This window comes from Faecalibacterium prausnitzii, assembly GCF_003324185.1.
GTDB lineage: Bacteria > Bacillota > Clostridia > Oscillospirales > Ruminococcaceae > Faecalibacterium > Faecalibacterium prausnitzii.
On the sequence record NZ_PXUP01000015.1, the window covers coordinates 1 to 16,217 of the forward strand.

Sequence of the window (16,217 nt, forward strand, 5' to 3'; positions counted from 1 at the left end):
GCGTCAGGGTGGGCACTGCGGGGGCATCCAGATCAAAGTTCAGAGTATTGTCAGCCATAAGTGATTCCTTCCTTTCAAAATCCCGAAGGGATATTCTGGTTTTACTTGCTCAGACCCTGTCCTTTCAGCATATTCTGCAAAACGGTCAGGTCTGCGGACAGGTCCATGCTCTCTGCCGCGTACAGGGCATCCAGCTGGTTTTCAAAAGCCGTGGCAATGGAGGCGGCGTTGTGCTCCACCTCGGCGCGGATGGCGGCGGCGTTCTCGCCCCGCACACCCTGCTTTGCAAGCTTTGCGTACTGCTGCAAAACGTTTACGGCGTCCGGCAGATAGTAGTTGGCAAACCGGCGCACCTGCTTTGCCTTGGCGGGGTTTGCTTCCACGGATTCCACGATGGAGCGTCCCGCCTTTTCCATGCGGGTCATGGCGGCAGACAGCTGCGGATCGGGCAAAGCCTCGTTCAGTGCGTGCAGGGTGTCCAGCTTCTGCTGGATATCGGTCAGCATCTGGTCCACATCCTCCACACCGGTGTGGAAGGGTACCTCGTGCTCCACCACCCGGGGCGGGCAGGTCTTTTTTGCCACACCAAAGGCCACGGCGGCACCGCCCAGCGCCACCAGCAGCGCCCATAATTTGTATACCGGCAGCACCGCGCACAGCACCACAAACACCAGCGCCATAGCGTAAAAAGGCAGCACGCTGGGCTTTTGGGTGCGGATGATCTTGCTCATGGTCATTTCTCCTTGTCCGGGGCAGTGCGCCCCTTATGATATCCATAATACAACGTCCGCAAAAAAACGCAAGTATCCCGCAAAAGAATTTACAGCCTTGTCATCATTTTACGATCCAGTCCGCCAGCGCAGCGCCCCAAATCTCCTCCAGCCGGGCGGGGCTGCAGGCGGCGTTTGCGGGGCTTGTACTTGGCAGACGGACAGCCGGGATGCCGGTAAGCGGCTGCTGATATTTTGTGTAGATACGGTAAGCTGTGGCACCGTTGCAGAACACCGCCCGGATGGGCGCTTTGCGCAGCAGCCCGGCGATATCGTTGGGCACCACATCCCGGATGGAGGCATCCGATGCGCCGGTGATGGTGCAGCTTTCCAGCGTATCCCACAGCGCCAGCCCGTGGCGCAAAAGCAACTGCTTTTTGGCGGCGATATCCTCCCGCACGGGCAGCGGCTCCCCGGTCAACGCCGCCAGCAGCGGCCAGAACCGGTTTTGCGGATGGCCGTAGTAAAAGGCCATCTCCCGGCTTTTGGGGCTGGGCCATGTGCCCAAGATCAGCGCCCGGCTGCGGTCATCGTACACCGGTGCAAAGCTCATAAGCTGCCGCCTGCGCTTTCAATATTGCCCCATGCAGAGCCAAAGTCCTTGCCGGAGGGCTCCGCGCGGGGGCCGTCGAACCACAGCTCCTCGATCAGCGCCGCCACGCCGTCCTCCCGCACGTCCCCGATGATCCGGTCGGCAGCGGCCTTGGCGTCCGGGGTGCCGTTTGCCATGCAGGCACTCAGGCCCGCGACTTTCAGCATTCCCACATCGTTGGCAGAATCACCCACAGCCACGGCATCTGCCAGCGTAAGCCCCATCTGTGCACACAGGTCGGCAAGCCCTACGCCCTTATCCATGCCGCCGCGCACGATATCGTAGTAGCAGTAGCCGTCCGCGTTCTGCGCGCCCGTCTGCATCCAGTGCAGGCCAAGGTAGCCGTATTTTTCGTGGAAGCGCTCCACTTCCTGCGGCGGCATGGCGGCAAAGGCGGCGTGGGGCATATCCAAAAGATGCCTGTCCTGATCCTCGCCGTCCACGCAGTCCAGCCCGGGGCTATTCATCATCTGATAGCCGGTGTGCAGATACTCGTACTCGCAGTAGGCGTAATAGGCATCCCGGAAGTTGAATTGCAGCGGGTAGTTATAATCCTCACAAAAATCCACCAGCACATACATCTCCTCGCTGGTAAGCGGATGTTCGGCTATCACGTTGCCCTGCCCGTCCACCACGCAGGCACCGTTGCAGGTAATGGCGTAGTCGTACCGGATGCCGCCCAGCTGGTTTTTATCCCGGATACCCGGGTAGGAGCGGCCGGTGCTGAGCACAAACTTACCCCCGGCGGCTTGCAGCTTTTTTACCGCCTTTACCACCGCCGGGCGGGGCTTTGCTTCCCCAAAGGGCATCAGCGTGTTGTCGTAATCGCTTGCCAGAATCTTATATTGCATGGTCATCTCTCCTGTGTGCATCGTTTTCTCCCAGTATAACACATTTCAAAGTCCAGCGGGAGAGGGAGAAAAGAAAAATGGGACAGCAGAATACCCGCAGGCATCCCACTGTCCCGAAATTCAAAATATCTTTCCTTATCAGGCAAACACCGCCACGACCACCTGCATCGCCACGCCCACAAAGGCACCGGCAGCCCATGTCAGGCCGGTGATGAAGAGGTTCTGCTTCCACGAGGGATTAGCGCGCCACAGCACAGCCAAGCCCACACCCGCACCGGTGCACAGACCCGCCACAAGGCTGGAAAAGCGCAGCGCACCCTCCACATACAGCTGGGTCAGCAGCACGCTGGCGGCGCAGTTGGGGATCAAGCCCACCAGAGCCGCTACCACCGGCTGGAAGAAGCCCATGCCGCCCAGCATTTCGGCGAATACGTCCTCGCCCACGCCCTCCACGATCATGCCGAACACCAGACTGAAGGCGAAGATGAACACAAAGATCTCCAGCGTATGGCGCAGCGCCGCCTGCCAGATGGGCTTTTCGTTGCCCTCGGCATCATTGTGCTCCTCGTGGCAGTCCACCTCGTCCGCATGGCCGGTGTAGCCGCCCCGCAGCCCCTTGGGCAGCACGCCCCGCAGCACAAAATCCAGCACAAAGCCCACCACAATGGCGTACACCACCTTGATGACCATCAGGACGGCCAGCTTATCCCAGTAAGCGGGCATGGACACCAGCAGCGGGATCGCTTCGTCGCTGGTGGCAAGGTACACCGCCATCAGCGTGCCCAGCGTGATGACCCGGGAGGCGTAGAAGTTGGACGCAATGGCGGAGAAGCCGCACTGCGGCACACAGCCCAGTACCGCACCCGGCACAGCACCCCAGCGCCCGCCGCCCGCCAGCAGCGCCTCGATGCGCTCGCCGTGGCGGTGCTCGATATACTCGATCAGCAGGTAGGCCAGAAACAGAAAGGGCAGCATCTTGGCGGTATCCACCAAGGTTTCGCCCAGAACATCCAAAAACAATTCCATAAATAATCGCTCCAAAGACCCGCAGGGGGTCGTCTCTCAACAATTTGCAATCAGTTTGCATTTTCGTGCAGGGAAGATTATACACGATATCCTTCCCAATTGCAATACCAAATTGCAAATTGGTTGCAATTTTATGTTATGGAACATTGCAGCGCGTAAAAAAGCGTGAAAAAGAGGTTCTGAAAAGCCCGCGGGCTTTTCAGAACCTCAAAATTTCAAATCGTTCTTTCGCTGATGATGCGCAGAGCAACGCGGAGCGCATTCCAAATCGTCCCACGCAGCAAGGATGCTGCGGTCTGTTTTACCCCTTCAGCGGTACAAAGCCCACGAGGTCCTTGACGACCTCGCCGCCGATGATCAGACCGGCCACCGAGGGTACAAAGGCGTTGGATCCCGGCACAGTGCGCCGTGCGGTGCACTTGCGCTGGGTGCCCGGGGGACAGATGCAGTAGTTCTTGCAGCTGATGGAGTCATCCTCGATGGGAGTCATGACAGGCTCCTTGGAGTAGACCACCTTCAGGTGCTTGATCTTGCGCTTGCGGCACTCGGTACGCATCACCTTGGCCAGCGGGCAGACCGAGGTCTTGTAGATATCGGTCACCTCAAAGCGGGTGGGGTCCATCTTGTTGCCTGCGCCCATGGAGCAGATGATGGGCGTACCCGCCTCCTTGCACTTCATCACCAGCGCCAGCTTGCCGGTAACGGTGTCGATGGCGTCCACCACATAGTCGTACTGGGTAAAGTCGAAGTCGTCCTGCGTCTCCGGGCCAAAGAAGCACCGGTGGGTGGTCACCTTGATGTTGGGGTCGATATCGTGGATGCGCTGTTCTGCCACATCCACCTTATACTGCCCTACCGTGCTGCGGGTGGCGATGATCTGACGGTTGAGATTGGTCAGGCAGACCTTATCGTCATCGATCAGATCCAGTGCGCCCACGCCGCTGCGTGCCAGTGCCTCCACCGTATAGCCGCCCACACCGCCAATGCCAAACACTGCCACCCGGGCGTGGTGCAGCTTTTCCATAGCCTCTGCACCCAGCAGCAGCTGGGTACGGGAATACTGATCCTGCATTTTGTTCTCCTTACTTTTCTACGCGGGTGATGGTGCCGCCGCCCAGCACCACATCGCCCTGATACAGCACGGCAGCCTGCCCCGGGGTGGGGGCACGCTGAGGCTGGTCGAATTCCAACCGGAAACCGTTCTCTGCGGGGTAGACGGTGGCCTGCTGCTCGGCCTGATGATACCGGGTGCGGGCGGTGACCCGCAGCGGCTCGGTCAGCGCCGGAATGGCGATCCAGTTCACATCCTCTGCGTAAACGATGCGGTCGAACAGCTCGCTTTCCGGCCCGACGGTGACGGTATTGGCCTGCATATCCTTGCCGCAGACGTACACCGGCGCACCCAGCGCAAGGCCAAGCCCCTTGCGCTGCCCCAGCGTGTAGCGCACTGCGCCGCTGTGGGTACCCACCACCTTGCCGCTCTGATCCAGAAAATCTCCGGCGGGGTAGTGCTTGCCGGTAAACTGCTCCATAAAGCGGGCATAATCGCCGTCCGGCACAAAGCAGATATCCTGACTGTCGTGCTTTTGGGCGTTGATAAAGCTGTGCTCCTGCGCGATCTTTCGCACCTCGGTCTTGTGCAGCGCCCCCAGCGGCAGGCGGATATGTGCCAGCTGCTCCTGCGTGAGGTTATACAGCACATAGCTCTGATCCTTGCCCTCGTCCAAGCCCTTTTTCAGCAGCCAGTGGCCGGTGGCTGCATCCTGCTCCACCCGGGCGTAGTGGCCGGTGACCACATACTCCATGCCGTGTTCTTCCGCCCAGTCCAGCAGGTGGCGGAACTTCATATATTTATTGCAGTCGATGCAGGGGTTGGGGGTGCCGCCCGCCTCGTAGACGCGGATAAACTTTTCAATGATCTGCGCCCGGAAATCGGCGGTGAAATCCAGCACCTGATACGGCATATCCAGCGCAAAGGCCACCTCGGCGGCGTCCTCGATATCCTTTTCCGAGCAGCAGGTCTGGTAGCCGGACTGTCCCAGCGTTTCGTTGTGGGTAAGCCGCATGGTGATGCCGGTGCAGTCGTAGCCTGCCTGCTGCATCAGACAGGCCGCCACCGAGCTGTCCACGCCGCCGCTCATGGCAATGAGGGCGCGGGGACGGTTTGCAGGGTTCTGAGTGGTCATAGGTTCTCCTTTTATGGGTTCAACATACTAAAGCAGTAGTATAATACTACCGCAGCATAAACCGCTTGTCAAGACGCTATAATTTTCTGCGCCGCAGCCAGCAGTGCCGGTTTTTCGTTGGGGTACTCTGCGCGTATCACGCCGTCCAGCAGCGTCTCCAGCACCCGGCGCAGCGCAGGCCCTGCCGGGATGCCCGCCGCCATCAGGTCGCGTCCGTTCACCGCCAGCTGGCTCACCCGGCAGCATACGCCGTCAGCCTCCAGCTGCCGTGCCCGCTGCGCCGCAAGGGCGCACTCCGAGGCAGCTTGCGGGTGCAGCGCCGCGCACAGCGCACACAGCCGCTCCACGGTGCACAGCCCGTATCGGCCTAAAAGCCGCCGGATGGCAACCTCTCCCGCGTGTGCGGGAGTTTCTCCGAGGACCGTCCGCTGGGGTGGGACCCTGCTGCCGCAGGCAGTAGGGCGGGCGATGGAATGGCCCGATTCGTGTCCGAGGAGAAAGCTCCCGCACACGCCCTCCCCTGCCGTTTCCCGCACCAGCACGGCGGTCTCCTCGATGCAGGCGTTGGAGCGGCGCAGCCGCTTGAGCACCCGGCGGGTATCGGCCTCGCCCAGAGTGCCCAGCAGCGCAGCCCAGCGCACCGGCAGGTTTTCCTCCCCTGCCGGGCAGGCATCCACCACCGGCTTTGCGGCTTCAAGCGCCGCCGGGGTCAGCTCCGGCAGCACCACAGCCAGCACGGCGGGTTCCAGATACGCCCCCGGCTGCGGGGCAGCCAGCAGCTTTGCCAGTTCCTCCTGAATGCGCTCGGCAGAGATGCAGTCTAAGTGCAGTGCCATCTGCCGCGCCGCCCGGGCGGTGGCTGCGTCCAGTGCAAAGCCGAACCTTGCGGCAAAGCGGTACAGCCGCAGGATACGCAGTGCATCCTCAGTAAACCGCTGCTGTGGCTCCCCCACCGCCCGCAGCAGACCGTTTTGCAAATCTGCCTGCCCGCCAAAGGGGTCTACCAGCCCCTCGGCTTCATTATACGCCATGGCGTTGATGGTAAAATCCCGCCGGGCAAGGTCCTCCCGCACGTCCGGTACGAACTGCACCGCGTCCGGGTGACGGCCATCGGTATAGCTGCCCTCGGTGCGGAAGGTGGTGGTCTCGTACAGCTGCCCGCCGTATTTGATGGTGACCGTACCGTGCTGCAAGCCGGTGGGGATGCACTGCTCTGTCCCGAACAACTCCATCACCTGCTGCGGCAGGGCACTGGTGCACAGGTCCCAGTCGTGGGCGGTGCGTCCCAAAAGACTGTCCCGCACGCAGCCGCCTACGGCATAGGCTGCGTAGCCCGCCGCGTGCAGGGCGTCCAGCAGGGCAGCTGCCCCGGGGTCAAGTGTCAGCTTCATTCCTCGTTCTCCTCGTAATGCAGGGTGATGCGTTTGCCGTCAAAACCACATTCTGCCGCCGGGAAGATGCTTTGCGCCTGTGCAAGATGCTCCTCCGGGTCGGTGATCATGGGGGAATAGTGCACCAGCCACAGCCGCTTTACACCAGCCTTTGCTGCCAGCGCCGCGCTTTGACCAAAGGTGCTGTGCCCCCACTGCGCGGCCTGCTCCTGCTGCTCCGGCAGGGCATAGGTGGCATCGCAGAGCAGCAGGTCTGCCCCCTGCGCTGCCTGTTCCAGCGCCGGGCAGGGCGCACTGTCGCCGGAAAAGACGAACCGCAGCCCCTTGCGGGGCGCGCCCAGCACCTCGGCGGGCTGCACCATACGCTCTGCCAGCGGGACAGCCTGTCCCCGCTGCAAAAGCCGCCACTGGGTCACCGGTACGCCCAGTGCCCGCGCCTTTTCCGGGTCGAACCTGCCTGCCCGGGGCAAGTCCAGCCGGTAGCCCAGACTGCGCACCCGGTGCTTTGTTGCCACCGGCAGCAGCGTTGCCCCGGCGAGCCATCCATCCGAAAGAGCATCCAGCGCCACAGGCTGCCCGGCGCGGCAGACCAGCGGCTTTACTGCGTAGGGCAGCGGCCCGGTCAGGGCATACACTGCCCGCCAGACCTCCAAAAGCCCCTCCGGCCCCAGCAGCACCAGCGGACGGGTGCGCCCCTGCGCCCCAAGGGTCTGCAAAAGCCCGGGCAGACCAAAGATATGGTCTCCGTGGTAGTGGGTCAGGCAGATAGCGTCTGCGCGCATCAGGTTCACCCCGGCGCGGCGGGCGGCGGTCTGGGTGCCCTCGCCGCAGTCCAGCAGCAGGCTGTGCCCGCCGCACTCCGCCACAGCGGCGGTCAGGGCGCGCTCCGGCAGCGGCATGGTGGCAGCCGTGCCCAGCAGTGTAATGGTCAGCATAAGCAGTTCCTCCGTGGTTCTTCCCTGTTATCTTACCACAAACCCCGCCGGTGCACAATTCTTTCTGCCGCGGCATAAACTGGGCAAAGCCTTGAAAAAGGAGGGCACAGCCTATGCAGCGTGACCGCAGAAAACGCTATTCCCCCGCCCGGCATCCGGTGCTTTTGCGCAGGGTGCTTTTGGTGCTGTGCATTCTGGCGGTGCTGTGGCTGGGGTACAGCTGCATGATGCCGCAGCTGCTTTTTTCTGCCCGGGGCACCATGATTTTTGTGCCCGACCCGCCGCTGCGGGGGTAGCGGGAAAAATTTTCATTTCATGAATCACCAGACGCAAAAACAGGGCTGCTGCACGTTACTTTGTGCAGCAGCCCTGTTCACAACTTATATACTTTCCAGTACCTTTTTCCCGGTCAGCGGGTCGGGGATGCCCAGCAGCGCCAGTATAATGGCCATGCGGATATACACACCGTTATGCACCTGATCGAAATAAGCGGCGCGGGGGTCGTTGTCCACGTCCGGCTTGATCTCGTCGATGCGGGGGAGCGGATGCAGCACCGGCATGGTGGGCGGTGCCAGCTGCAGCAGCTTTTCGTCCAGCGCATAGCAGCCTTTCAACCGCAGATAGTCCTCTTCGTTGAAAAAGCGCTCCTGCTGGATGCGGGTCATATACAGCACGTCCAGCCCGGGCAACTCGGCCTCAAGGTCGGCGGTCTCCTTGTAGTTCTGGTGCAGCGGGGTCAGGGTCTCGTCCTTGACGTACTGCGGGATGCGCAGTTCCTCGGGCGAGATGAACACGAACCGGTTGCCCTCGAACTGGCTCAGCGCGGCGGTGAGGGAGTGCACCGTCCGGCCGAACTTGAGGTCGCCGCAGAAACCGATGGTCAAATGATCCAGCCGCCCTTTGCGCTGGCGAATGGTCATCAGGTCGATCATGGTCTGGGAGGGGTGGGCGTGGCCGCCATCGCCTGCATTGATGACGGGCACACGCGCATACATGGACGCCCGCAGCGGTGCGCCCTCCTTGGGGTGGCGCATGGCAATGACGTCTGCATAGTTGCTCACCACGCGGGCGGTATCAGCCACCGTTTCGCCCTTGCTGGCGCTGGAAAGCTGCGCCCCGGCAAAGCCCAGCGTCTTGCCGCCCAGCCGCAGCATGGCCGACTCGAAGGAAAGGCGGGTGCGGGTGCTGGGCTCGTAGAACAAAGTGGCCAGAATGCGGCCGTCACACAGGTGGGCGTAGGGCGCGGGGTCAGCCTCCATCCGGTCGGCAAGGTCGAGCAGTGCCAGCTGCTCAGCCAGAGAAAAGCTGCCGGGCTCAATAAAATGTCTCACAGCCATTCTCCCTTCAGCACAAACTTTTCGCGCTCGGCGCCGGTGGAAACGAACTGAATCTCGTGCCCCAGCTGCTTTTCAAGGAACTCCACATAGGCCTTGGCTTCCTTGGGCAGCTCTGCCCAGCTGCGGCAGCCGGAGATATCCTTGTTCCAGCCGGGCAGCAGCGTGACCACCGGCTGCACACGGTCAAGGTCGGACAGGGTGTCGAAGCGGGGGACTTCCACGCCGTCCAGCTTGTAACCGGTGATGACCGGGATCTGCTTCATGCTGCTCAGCACGTCCAGCTTGGTCAGCGCGATCTTATCCGCACCCTGACATTGCAGGCCATAGCGGCTGGCAACGCAGTCAAAAGGACCCACCCGGCGGGGACGTCCGGTGGCTGCGCCGTACTCGCCGCCGGCCTTGCGCAGCTTTTCGTTCCACGCTTCGTCCATTGCATTCTCTGCTGCAAAGGGGCCAGCGCCCACACAGGTGGAGTAGGCTTTCAGCACGCCCACCACATGGTCAAGCTTGCAGTTGGGGATGCCCGCACCCAGCGGCGCGTAGGCTGCCAGCGTGTTGGAGCTGGAAGTGAACGGGAAGATGCCGTAGTCGATATCCCGCATTGCGCCCAGCTGCGCTTCCAGTACGATGCGCTTGCCGCTGTCGTGCGCCTGCTGCAAGAAAGCGCCTACATCACAGATGAAGGGCGCAAAGTACGCAGCCTGCTGCCTGCACCAGTTCAGCAGGGCATCGTAGCTCATGGGCTCCTGATGATAGCAGCCCGCCAGCTCCATGTTTTTGGCGTCCAGGATCATGTGCAGACGGTTCTGGGTGCGCTCCTCGTCCAGATGCAAAAGGTCACCCAGCCGCAGGGTCTTTTTGCGGTACTTGTCGCTGTAAGCGTAAGCAATGCCGCGCCGGGTAGAGCCGAACGCGCCGCCCTTTTTGGCAAGGCGGTCCTCTTCCAGCCCGTCCTGTACCTTGTGCCACGGCATGGAGATGGTAGCTTTATCGGAGAGCTTCAGGTTCTCCGGCTCCACCTTTACGCCGCGCGCTTCAATGGCCTCCATCTCTCCGGCCAGATGCTCGAGGTCGATCACCATACCGGTGCCCAGCACGCAGGTCACCTCCGGGTGCAGGATGCCGGAGGGCAGCAGGTTCAGGATGAACTTGCCCTTCTCGGTCACAACGGTATGACCGGCATTGTTGCCGCCCTGATAGCGCGCAACGATATCGGCATTTTCGGCCAGCAGGTCGATGACGCGGCCCTTGCCCTCATCGCCCCAGTTGATTCCAGTAACAGCGGTCAGCATAAACTTCATTTACCTTCTTTTCATTCTTGTTTCCTGTTCGCGGTGTCTATTATACGAGCGTGCAGAGAATATGTAAAAAGTATCCTGTGTATAGCAGCAATATGTTTTTTACATTGCAGAGGCTGCTGCCCGCATCCGGCACAGCCAAGCCGTAAAAAGCGCTTGCAATTCCGGCGCGCCGTGCTATGATACAAGAAGAGCATAAAGCCGCTTCTGCCGCTGGCCGCGCCGGAAGCCCGACAGGAAAGAGGGCCGCACCTATGTATGTGGACTGGGAATACTACAAAATCTTTTACTATGTGGCAAAGTATCAGAACTTTACCCGCGCGGCGCGGGTGCTGGGCAATAATCAGCCCAACATCACCCACGCCATGAACCGGCTGGAAAGCCAGCTGAACTGCGTGCTGTTCATCCGCTCCAACCGGGGCGTCACCTTAACGCCGGAGGGAGAGCTGCTGTATTCCCGCATTGCCTCAGCAGCGGTGCAGATACAGGATGCCGAGGAGGAACTGAGCGCCACCGCCACGCTGGAGCACGGTGCCATCAGCATCAGCACCACCGAGACCGCTTTGAACATCTACCTGTCCGAAAAGCTGCGCGCTTTCCATACAGAGTACCCGGGCATCCGGCTGCGCATCTCCAACCACTCCACTCCGCAGGCGGTGCAGGCGGTACGCAACGGCGAGGTAGATTTTGCCATCGTGACCACCCCCGCAGAGGTGGAAAACGGGCTGAAAATGGTAGAGCTGATGCCCTTTTATGAAGTCCTTGTGGGCGGAAAGACCTTTACGGCGCTGGCCAGCCAGACCCTGAGCCTGAAGGAACTGGCCGGTTATCCCCTGATCTGCCTGAACGAGGAGAGCATGACCCGCAGCTTTTACCGGCAATTCTTTCTGGAACATGACGCAGTGCTGAAACCTGACACCGAGGCCGCCACCACCGACCAGATGCTCACGCTGGTCAAAAGCGAGTTGGGACTGGCCTTTATGCCAGAGCCCATGGCAGCACCCCTGCTGGCCAGCGGAGAGCTGGTACAGCTGCACTTGCAGGAGATCATCCCCTCCCGCTCCATCTGCCTTGTCTACGACCATCACCGCCCGCTGAACACCGCCGCCCGGAAATTCCAGCAGCTGCTGACCAAGGCCGGGACACGGAGCGCAGAGCGTAAATAAAACCAATACTCCGGGCGTTATTACACGACTGCAATCCTAACGGTTTCTACAAAAGGCTTCCCCCGGTCGGGGGAAGCCTTTTGTTCCGACAGCTTTCAGCCAAAAAGGGCTGCTGCACCAATGATGTGCAACAGCCCCTTTTTTGTTATTTCCGGGCGCTCTGCGTCAGCTCCCGCTGCTCCTCCTGCAGCTCCTGCTTCAGGGTGCGGTCGATCTCCCGGGTCTCCTGCCGGATGGCGGTCAGGTCTTTTTCGATGACCGGGTTCTCTTCCAGTTCCTCCCGGATGAACATCAGCGTAAAGCTGACCAGCAAAAAGCAACAGGAGAGCCAGATGGCTCTGCCGCCCAGCTGCGCCGCGCTCTTGCTGCCCAGCCCTGCCCCCAACGCGAACAGGAATATGATGCCGAAGTAGCGCACCATCCTATCCTTTGCGTGGGGTTCATGGGACTTGCGCCAGATGCAAAAGGCCTCCACGCCGCTGCGCAGGTCGCCGATGCACATGGTACTGGCAAAGGCGTAGCCGTTCACCTTGCGGAAAGCCTGTACCTGCATGGCGCAGGAGAAGGAAACAATGGCGTTGGCCAGCAGGTTCTGCGATTGCGGCAGAAAGCCCACCGCGAACAGCAGCAGCACCTCGCCCAGCACCACCAGCTGCCGCCAGTGCAGCCGCTGCATCGCCTGAAAGTGCTCCCGCATTTTTTCCGCAGCCAGAACCCCCAGCGCAAAGGCGCACAACGGCACCAGATAGTGCAGCACCTTATCCCACCGGCCATCCATGATATTGGTGCTCAGCAGCACGATATTGCCGGTCTGGGCATTGGCAAACACCTTGCCCCGGAACAGATAGGTGTAGGCATCCTGCAAGCCGCCGGACAGCGAAAGGAACACCGCCGTAAGAAAGGACTCGGACATTTGCCCGTGATGCTTTGTTTTCATACTTGTACCCTCTTTTCGGGCTCTATTATAATACATTTTGCAGCAGTTTCTGATATCATTTTTACATACCGGCTATGTTTTCCGCTCCAAAAGGCACAAAAAGCGCGGGTGTCCTTCCCTATTTCACCGCAATCTGTTAGAATAGGGAAAGAGAATATTGCATACAGGAAGGAGCTCTTATTATGAAGATCGCAATTCCCTACGAAAACGGTCAGGTGTTCCAGCACTTCGGCCACTCTGCGCAGTTCAAGCTGTACACCGCCGAGGAGGGCCGCATCACCGGTGCCGAGGTGGTCTCCACCGACGGGCAAGGCCACGGTGCACTGGTGGGCTTTCTGGTGCGCAACGGCGTAAATGTGCTGCTGTGCGGCGGCATTGGCGGCGGGGCACAGATGGCGCTGGCACAGGCCGGCATCCGGCTGTGCGGCGGCATTACCGGCGACGCCGACAGCGCTGCGGCGGCTTATCTTGCCGGCACGCTGGTCTTTGACCCCAACGCCCGCTGCACCCACCACGACCACGAGGAGGGCCACAGCTGCGGCTCTCACGCCTGCCACGCCGACAAGGGCGGCTGCACCGGCAATTGCCATTAAGAGCCGTTCCGCTTTCCGGGCTGGACGATTTTGAATGCCCTCCGCTTGCGCTCTGGGCATAAGCTAAGGAAAAAATATTTATAATTTCGGAATACCGGAGCGTCTGCGGACGCTCCGGTATTCCATTTTCACAGGTGGGTCGTGGCTGAAAACGGCATTCGCAGCGCCGCTTTCTGCGAAAGCGCGGCACTGCGGGTCAGCGTGCTAAATTTTCTTTACTGAAATCAAAAGCTTTGCACCATCCTGAGAAGAGTGCTCCTTTCCCGTGAAAAAGGGGCTCAGGAAAGTCCGCGTTTGCGCAGCAATAAAAGCCCCAGTGAGGCTTTTAAGCGGCAGAGCGGTCTGCGCAAGCAGATGGAGGGGCTTTGCCCCGACAAGCTCCGCAGACTTTCCTGAGCCCCAAATTAAGAATAATTTTTCCGCTGACTATGCGCAAAGCAGCGCGGCGCGCATTTCAAATGGTTTTTCAGGCCTTCTCGATGGTGATGCTCCACTCGCTGGTCATGGCCTCGTCCGGCTCCAGCACCTCGTGCTTGCCGTCCTCGTTCACGCTGTTGGCCCAGCCGTTCCAAGGCTCCATGCAGACGAAGCTCTCGGCATCCTGCTGCCACAGCACGCCGTTTTCAAAGGTCTCGTCGGCGTCCACGGTCACCTTGTGGCCGTTGCCCTTGTCGGTCAGGGTCATGGGGAACTGCACGCCGGTCAGCAGACGGACAGAATTGTCTGCGCCCTCCTTGCGGGTGAGGGTGATCTTTTCCGGGGCGGCGGGCTGCTCGCCCTTGGCGTTATCGGAGCAGGTGGCGCACTTGATGTCGAACTCCACGTTCTCCAGCTTGGAGGCGGTAAAGTAGGGATGGTAGCCAAAGCTGAAGGGCATATCCGTGTTGCCCTCGTTGATGACGGTCAGACTGACCAGTGCCTTGTTGCCCTCCAGATTATAGTTGAGCAGCAGGGTGAAATCGAACGGGTACAGGAACTTGGTCAGCGGGGTGGACTCCAGTGCCAGCGTCACGCCGTCCGGGCCAACGCTTTCCACTCCCCATGCGCACAGGTCGGCAAATCCGTGGGTCTCCATGGGGTAAGCCTTGCCGTCAAAGATATGCACACCGTTATCCGGGTTGCCGCAGCTGGGGAACAGCACCGGCACGCCAAAGCGGGGACGGTTGCACTCGGAGAAATTGGGGCGGCGGGTCCAGACGAACTCCTCGCCGTCCAGCGTAAAGCTGGTGATCATACCGCCGCGCTCGGGGGTGATGGTGAGGGCGGTCTTTGCCTCGGGGTCGGTGATGACGTACTGCTCGTAGCAGGCGCCGTTCTCGGTGATGTACCGGGTGGTGATCTGATTCATAAGTAAAAGCCTCCTATTATTACCGCAGGGTCGCCCCGGCGGGTCATTCCTTGTGCTCCGGCTGCTGTTCCAACTTCTGGAAGTAGTAATCAATGCCGTAGCGGATAAAATATTTGATCAATCGTACTGCACCATAAATGATAGCTGCATAAAGCAGCAGTGTCAACAGCAGTACCCCATTTGTGCCCAACATTCCATACACTTCCCTTCTTTTTATGCACAAAAAGGCCGCCGTACCGCTTTTTGCCGTACAGCAGCCCTTTTTCAGTTACAGAACCACGCCGTCCTTGAAGATGGAGATCTCGCGGAAGCCGTGCTTTTCCGCCTTGGTCTGCTCACCGCTGGCCACGCGGATGACCAGATCCAGCAGATCCTTTGCAGCCTCGTCGATGGTCTTTTCACCGTCTGCGATGACACCGGTGTTGAAATCGATCCAGCCGCCCTTCTTCTCTGCCAGCGGGGTGTTGGTGGAGATCTTCAGGGTGGGAGCCGGAGCGGAGAACGGGGTGCCGCGGCCGGTGGAGAACAGGATCAGGTGTGCGCCTGCTGCCGTCATGGCGGTGGCGGAGACCAGATCGTTGCCGGGGCCGTACAGCATATTCAAGCCCTTGGTCACCACGGGGTCGCCGTAGCCGATGACGTCCATGATGGGGGCGGTGCCGCCCTTCTGCACGCAGCCGCAGCTCTTATCCTCCAGCGTGGTGATGCCGCCGGCCTTGTTGCCCGGAGAGGGATTATCGTACACCACCTCGTTGTGGCTGATGAAGTATTCCTTGAAGCCGTTGATCATGTGCTCGGCCTTGACGAACACTTCCTTGTTGATGCAGCGGTCCATCAGGAAGCCCTCTGCACCGAACATCTCGGGCACCTCGGTCAGCACGGTAGAGCCGCCGCGCTGACCCATCATGTCGGAGAAGCGGCCGATGGTGGGGTTGGCGGTGATGCCGGACAGGCCGTCCGAGCCGCCGCACTTCATGCCCACCACCAGCTCAGACACGGGGATAGGCTGGCGCTCAAACTGCCCGGCATAGGCAGCCAGCTGTTTCAGGATATCGCGGGCGGCGGCAAACTCGTCCTCCACATCCTGACAGGTCAGGAACTTGACGCGGTCGTGGTCGTACTCGCCCAACTCCTCCACGAACTGATCGTGCTGCAGGTTCTCGCAGCCCAGATGCAGCACCAGAACGGCGGCAGCATTGGGGTGGCGCACCAGCGCAGCCAGCAGCTTGCGGGTCTGTGCGTGGTCGTGACCGGTCTGACTGCAGCCGAAGGGATGGGTGAAGCTGTACAGACCCTCGATGGAGCCGGTGACCAGATCCTGATTGTCGGCAACCATCTTCTTGGCGATATCGTTCACGCAGCCCACGGTGGGGATGATCCAGATCTCGTTGCGGATAGCGGCGCGACCATCCTTGCGGCGGAAGCCCATAAAGGTCTCCGGCTCGACCTTAGGCAGCGGAGCCAGATCCGGGGCGGGGTTATAGCTGTACTCCACCTCGCCGGACAGGTTGGTGTGCACATTATGGGTGTGCATCCAGGTGCCGGGGGCGGCGTCTGCGGTGGCATGACCGATGGGGAAGCCGTACTTGATGACGTTCTCGCCGTTCTTAATGGGCTTGACTGCCATCTTGTGACCCTGCGGGATATCCTCCCGTGCGGTGACGGCAAGGCCGTCCACCTCCACCAGCGTGCCCTTGGCAATGGGGTGCAGGGCAACGACCACATTGTCGATGGGGCTGATATGAATTGCCTGCGGCATAGTTGTTCTCCTTATCGTATCGCACAAA

17 protein-coding genes are annotated in these 16,217 nt (G+C 60.6%); 3 read left to right on the forward strand and 14 right to left on the reverse strand.

Translation table 11 applies throughout. The annotated features are described in order from the left end of the window. Nucleotides 1-101 precede the first annotated feature (101 nt). From C7J97_RS10605 to C7J97_RS10640, 8 genes are all read right to left on the reverse strand, one after another. Complete coding sequence (locus tag C7J97_RS10605) at nt 102-731, reverse strand: 5-bromo-4-chloroindolyl phosphate hydrolysis family protein (RefSeq protein ID WP_113992555.1); 630 nt, start codon at nt 729-731, stop codon at nt 102-104. A 103-nt stretch (nt 732-834) separates the two neighbouring features. Next, complete coding sequence (locus tag C7J97_RS10610; RefSeq protein WP_113992556.1) at nt 835-1,323, reverse strand: DNA-deoxyinosine glycosylase; 489 nt, start codon at nt 1,321-1,323, stop codon at nt 835-837. Further along, a complete protein-coding gene (locus tag C7J97_RS10615; RefSeq protein WP_242983500.1) occupies nt 1,320-2,213 on the reverse strand; it encodes an HAD family hydrolase in 894 nt (297 codons plus the stop codon). The genes C7J97_RS10610 and C7J97_RS10615 overlap by 4 nt, the downstream gene beginning before the upstream one ends. A 138-nt stretch (nt 2,214-2,351) precedes the next feature. Further along, on the reverse strand, nt 2,352-3,239 hold the full coding sequence (locus C7J97_RS10620) for a putative manganese transporter (RefSeq protein WP_097779234.1): 888 nt from the start codon (nt 3,237-3,239) through the stop codon (nt 2,352-2,354). Between the two features lie 301 nt (nt 3,240-3,540). Then, entirely contained in the window at nt 3,541-4,311 is a 771-nt protein-coding gene (locus tag C7J97_RS10625) for a tRNA threonylcarbamoyladenosine dehydratase (RefSeq protein WP_113992558.1), read from the reverse strand. 10 nt (nt 4,312-4,321) lie between these two features. Then, the gene (mnmA, locus tag C7J97_RS10630) at nt 4,322-5,425 is read right to left on the reverse strand and encodes a tRNA 2-thiouridine(34) synthase MnmA (protein ID WP_113992559.1); all 1,104 of its coding nucleotides are present in this window, start codon (nt 5,423-5,425) and stop codon (nt 4,322-4,324) included. A gap of 68 nt (nt 5,426-5,493) precedes the next feature. Beyond that, a complete protein-coding gene (locus tag C7J97_RS10635; RefSeq protein WP_113992560.1) occupies nt 5,494-6,816 on the reverse strand; it encodes a CCA tRNA nucleotidyltransferase in 1,323 nt (440 codons plus the stop codon). Continuing rightward, complete coding sequence (locus tag C7J97_RS10640; protein ID WP_113992561.1) at nt 6,813-7,751, reverse strand: ribonuclease Z; 939 nt, start codon at nt 7,749-7,751, stop codon at nt 6,813-6,815. The genes C7J97_RS10635 and C7J97_RS10640 overlap by 4 nt, the downstream gene beginning before the upstream one ends. A gap of 113 nt (nt 7,752-7,864) precedes the next feature. Here C7J97_RS10640 and C7J97_RS10645 point away from each other — a divergent pair, with 113 nt between their 5' ends. Beyond that, nucleotides 7,865-8,047, forward strand: a complete 183-nt coding sequence (locus C7J97_RS10645) for a hypothetical protein (protein WP_005920766.1) — start codon at nt 7,865-7,867, stop codon at nt 8,045-8,047. 84 nt (nt 8,048-8,131) lie between these two features. Here the strand turns inward: C7J97_RS10645 and pyrB are convergent, their stop codons facing one another. Both pyrB and C7J97_RS10655 read right to left on the reverse strand, forming a co-directional pair. Beyond that, on the reverse strand, nt 8,132-9,082 hold the full coding sequence (gene pyrB, locus C7J97_RS10650) for an aspartate carbamoyltransferase (protein ID WP_170126663.1): 951 nt from the start codon (nt 9,080-9,082) through the stop codon (nt 8,132-8,134). Further along, a complete protein-coding gene (locus C7J97_RS10655) occupies nt 9,079-10,389 on the reverse strand; it encodes an adenylosuccinate synthase (protein WP_439711670.1) in 1,311 nt (436 codons plus the stop codon). The genes pyrB and C7J97_RS10655 overlap by 4 nt, the downstream gene beginning before the upstream one ends. A 251-nt stretch (nt 10,390-10,640) precedes the next feature. On the opposite strand from C7J97_RS10655, the gene C7J97_RS10660 reads away from it, so the two are divergent. Then, nucleotides 10,641-11,552, forward strand: coding sequence for a LysR family transcriptional regulator (locus C7J97_RS10660; RefSeq protein ID WP_015537486.1), 912 nt, complete (start codon nt 10,641-10,643; stop codon nt 11,550-11,552). 145 nt (nt 11,553-11,697) lie between these two features. Here C7J97_RS10660 and C7J97_RS10665 read toward each other — a convergent pair whose 3' ends face one another. Then, nucleotides 11,698-12,489 carry a YoaK family protein gene (locus C7J97_RS10665; protein ID WP_112120961.1) on the reverse strand — a complete coding sequence of 264 codons (792 nt, stop codon included), beginning with the start codon at nt 12,487-12,489 and terminating at the stop codon, nt 11,698-11,700. 182 nt (nt 12,490-12,671) lie between these two features. On the opposite strand from C7J97_RS10665, the gene C7J97_RS10670 reads away from it, so the two are divergent. Beyond that, nucleotides 12,672-13,082: a NifB/NifX family molybdenum-iron cluster-binding protein gene (locus C7J97_RS10670; protein ID WP_113992563.1), complete on the forward strand. Its 411-nt coding sequence runs from the start codon at nt 12,672-12,674 to the stop codon at nt 13,080-13,082. A gap of 466 nt (nt 13,083-13,548) precedes the next feature. Here C7J97_RS10670 and C7J97_RS10680 read toward each other — a convergent pair whose 3' ends face one another. The 3 genes from C7J97_RS10680 to C7J97_RS10685 form a co-directional block, all read right to left on the reverse strand. Beyond that, nucleotides 13,549-14,430 carry an aldose epimerase family protein gene (locus C7J97_RS10680; protein WP_113992564.1) on the reverse strand — a complete coding sequence of 294 codons (882 nt, stop codon included), beginning with the start codon at nt 14,428-14,430 and terminating at the stop codon, nt 13,549-13,551. A gap of 43 nt (nt 14,431-14,473) precedes the next feature. Beyond that, the gene (locus tag C7J97_RS15035) at nt 14,474-14,623 is read right to left on the reverse strand and encodes a hypothetical protein (protein WP_170126664.1); all 150 of its coding nucleotides are present in this window, start codon (nt 14,621-14,623) and stop codon (nt 14,474-14,476) included. A 75-nt stretch (nt 14,624-14,698) separates the two neighbouring features. Then, on the reverse strand, nt 14,699-16,189 hold the full coding sequence (locus C7J97_RS10685) for a UxaA family hydrolase (protein ID WP_113992565.1): 1,491 nt from the start codon (nt 16,187-16,189) through the stop codon (nt 14,699-14,701). Nucleotides 16,190-16,217: the final 28 nt, after the last annotated feature.

Bases quoted from the DNA above. Each gene is read 5' to 3' on its own strand.
- C7J97_RS10680 (WP_113992564.1), bottom strand. From the start codon at position 14,430: ATGAATCAGATCACCACCCGGTACATCACCGAGAACGGCGCCTGCTAC.
- C7J97_RS10625 (WP_113992558.1), bottom strand. From the start codon at position 4,311: ATGCAGGATCAGTATTCCCGTACCCAGCTGCTGCTGGGTGCAGAGGCT.
- C7J97_RS10615 (WP_242983500.1), bottom strand. From the start codon at position 2,213: ATGCAATATAAGATTCTGGCAAGCGATTACGACAACACGCTGATGCCC.
- C7J97_RS10635 (WP_113992560.1), bottom strand. From the start codon at position 6,816: ATGAAGCTGACACTTGACCCCGGGGCAGCTGCCCTGCTGGACGCCCTG.
- C7J97_RS10660 (WP_015537486.1), top strand. From the start codon at position 10,641: ATGTATGTGGACTGGGAATACTACAAAATCTTTTACTATGTGGCAAAG.
- C7J97_RS10610 (WP_113992556.1), bottom strand. From the start codon at position 1,323: ATGAGCTTTGCACCGGTGTACGATGACCGCAGCCGGGCGCTGATCTTG.
- C7J97_RS10655 (WP_439711670.1), bottom strand. From the start codon at position 10,389: ATGAAGTTTATGCTGACCGCTGTTACTGGAATCAACTGGGGCGATGAG.
- C7J97_RS10685 (WP_113992565.1), bottom strand. From the start codon at position 16,189: ATGCCGCAGGCAATTCATATCAGCCCCATCGACAATGTGGTCGTTGCC.
- C7J97_RS15035 (WP_170126664.1), bottom strand. From the start codon at position 14,623: ATGTTGGGCACAAATGGGGTACTGCTGTTGACACTGCTGCTTTATGCA.
- C7J97_RS10665 (WP_112120961.1), bottom strand. From the start codon at position 12,489: ATGAAAACAAAGCATCACGGGCAAATGTCCGAGTCCTTTCTTACGGCG.
- mnmA (WP_113992559.1), bottom strand. From the start codon at position 5,425: ATGACCACTCAGAACCCTGCAAACCGTCCCCGCGCCCTCATTGCCATG.
- C7J97_RS10645 (WP_005920766.1), top strand. From the start codon at position 7,865: ATGCAGCGTGACCGCAGAAAACGCTATTCCCCCGCCCGGCATCCGGTG.
- C7J97_RS10605 (WP_113992555.1), bottom strand. From the start codon at position 731: ATGAGCAAGATCATCCGCACCCAAAAGCCCAGCGTGCTGCCTTTTTAC.
- C7J97_RS10640 (WP_113992561.1), bottom strand. From the start codon at position 7,751: ATGCTGACCATTACACTGCTGGGCACGGCTGCCACCATGCCGCTGCCG.
- C7J97_RS10670 (WP_113992563.1), top strand. From the start codon at position 12,672: ATGAAGATCGCAATTCCCTACGAAAACGGTCAGGTGTTCCAGCACTTC.
- C7J97_RS10620 (WP_097779234.1), bottom strand. From the start codon at position 3,239: ATGGAATTGTTTTTGGATGTTCTGGGCGAAACCTTGGTGGATACCGCC.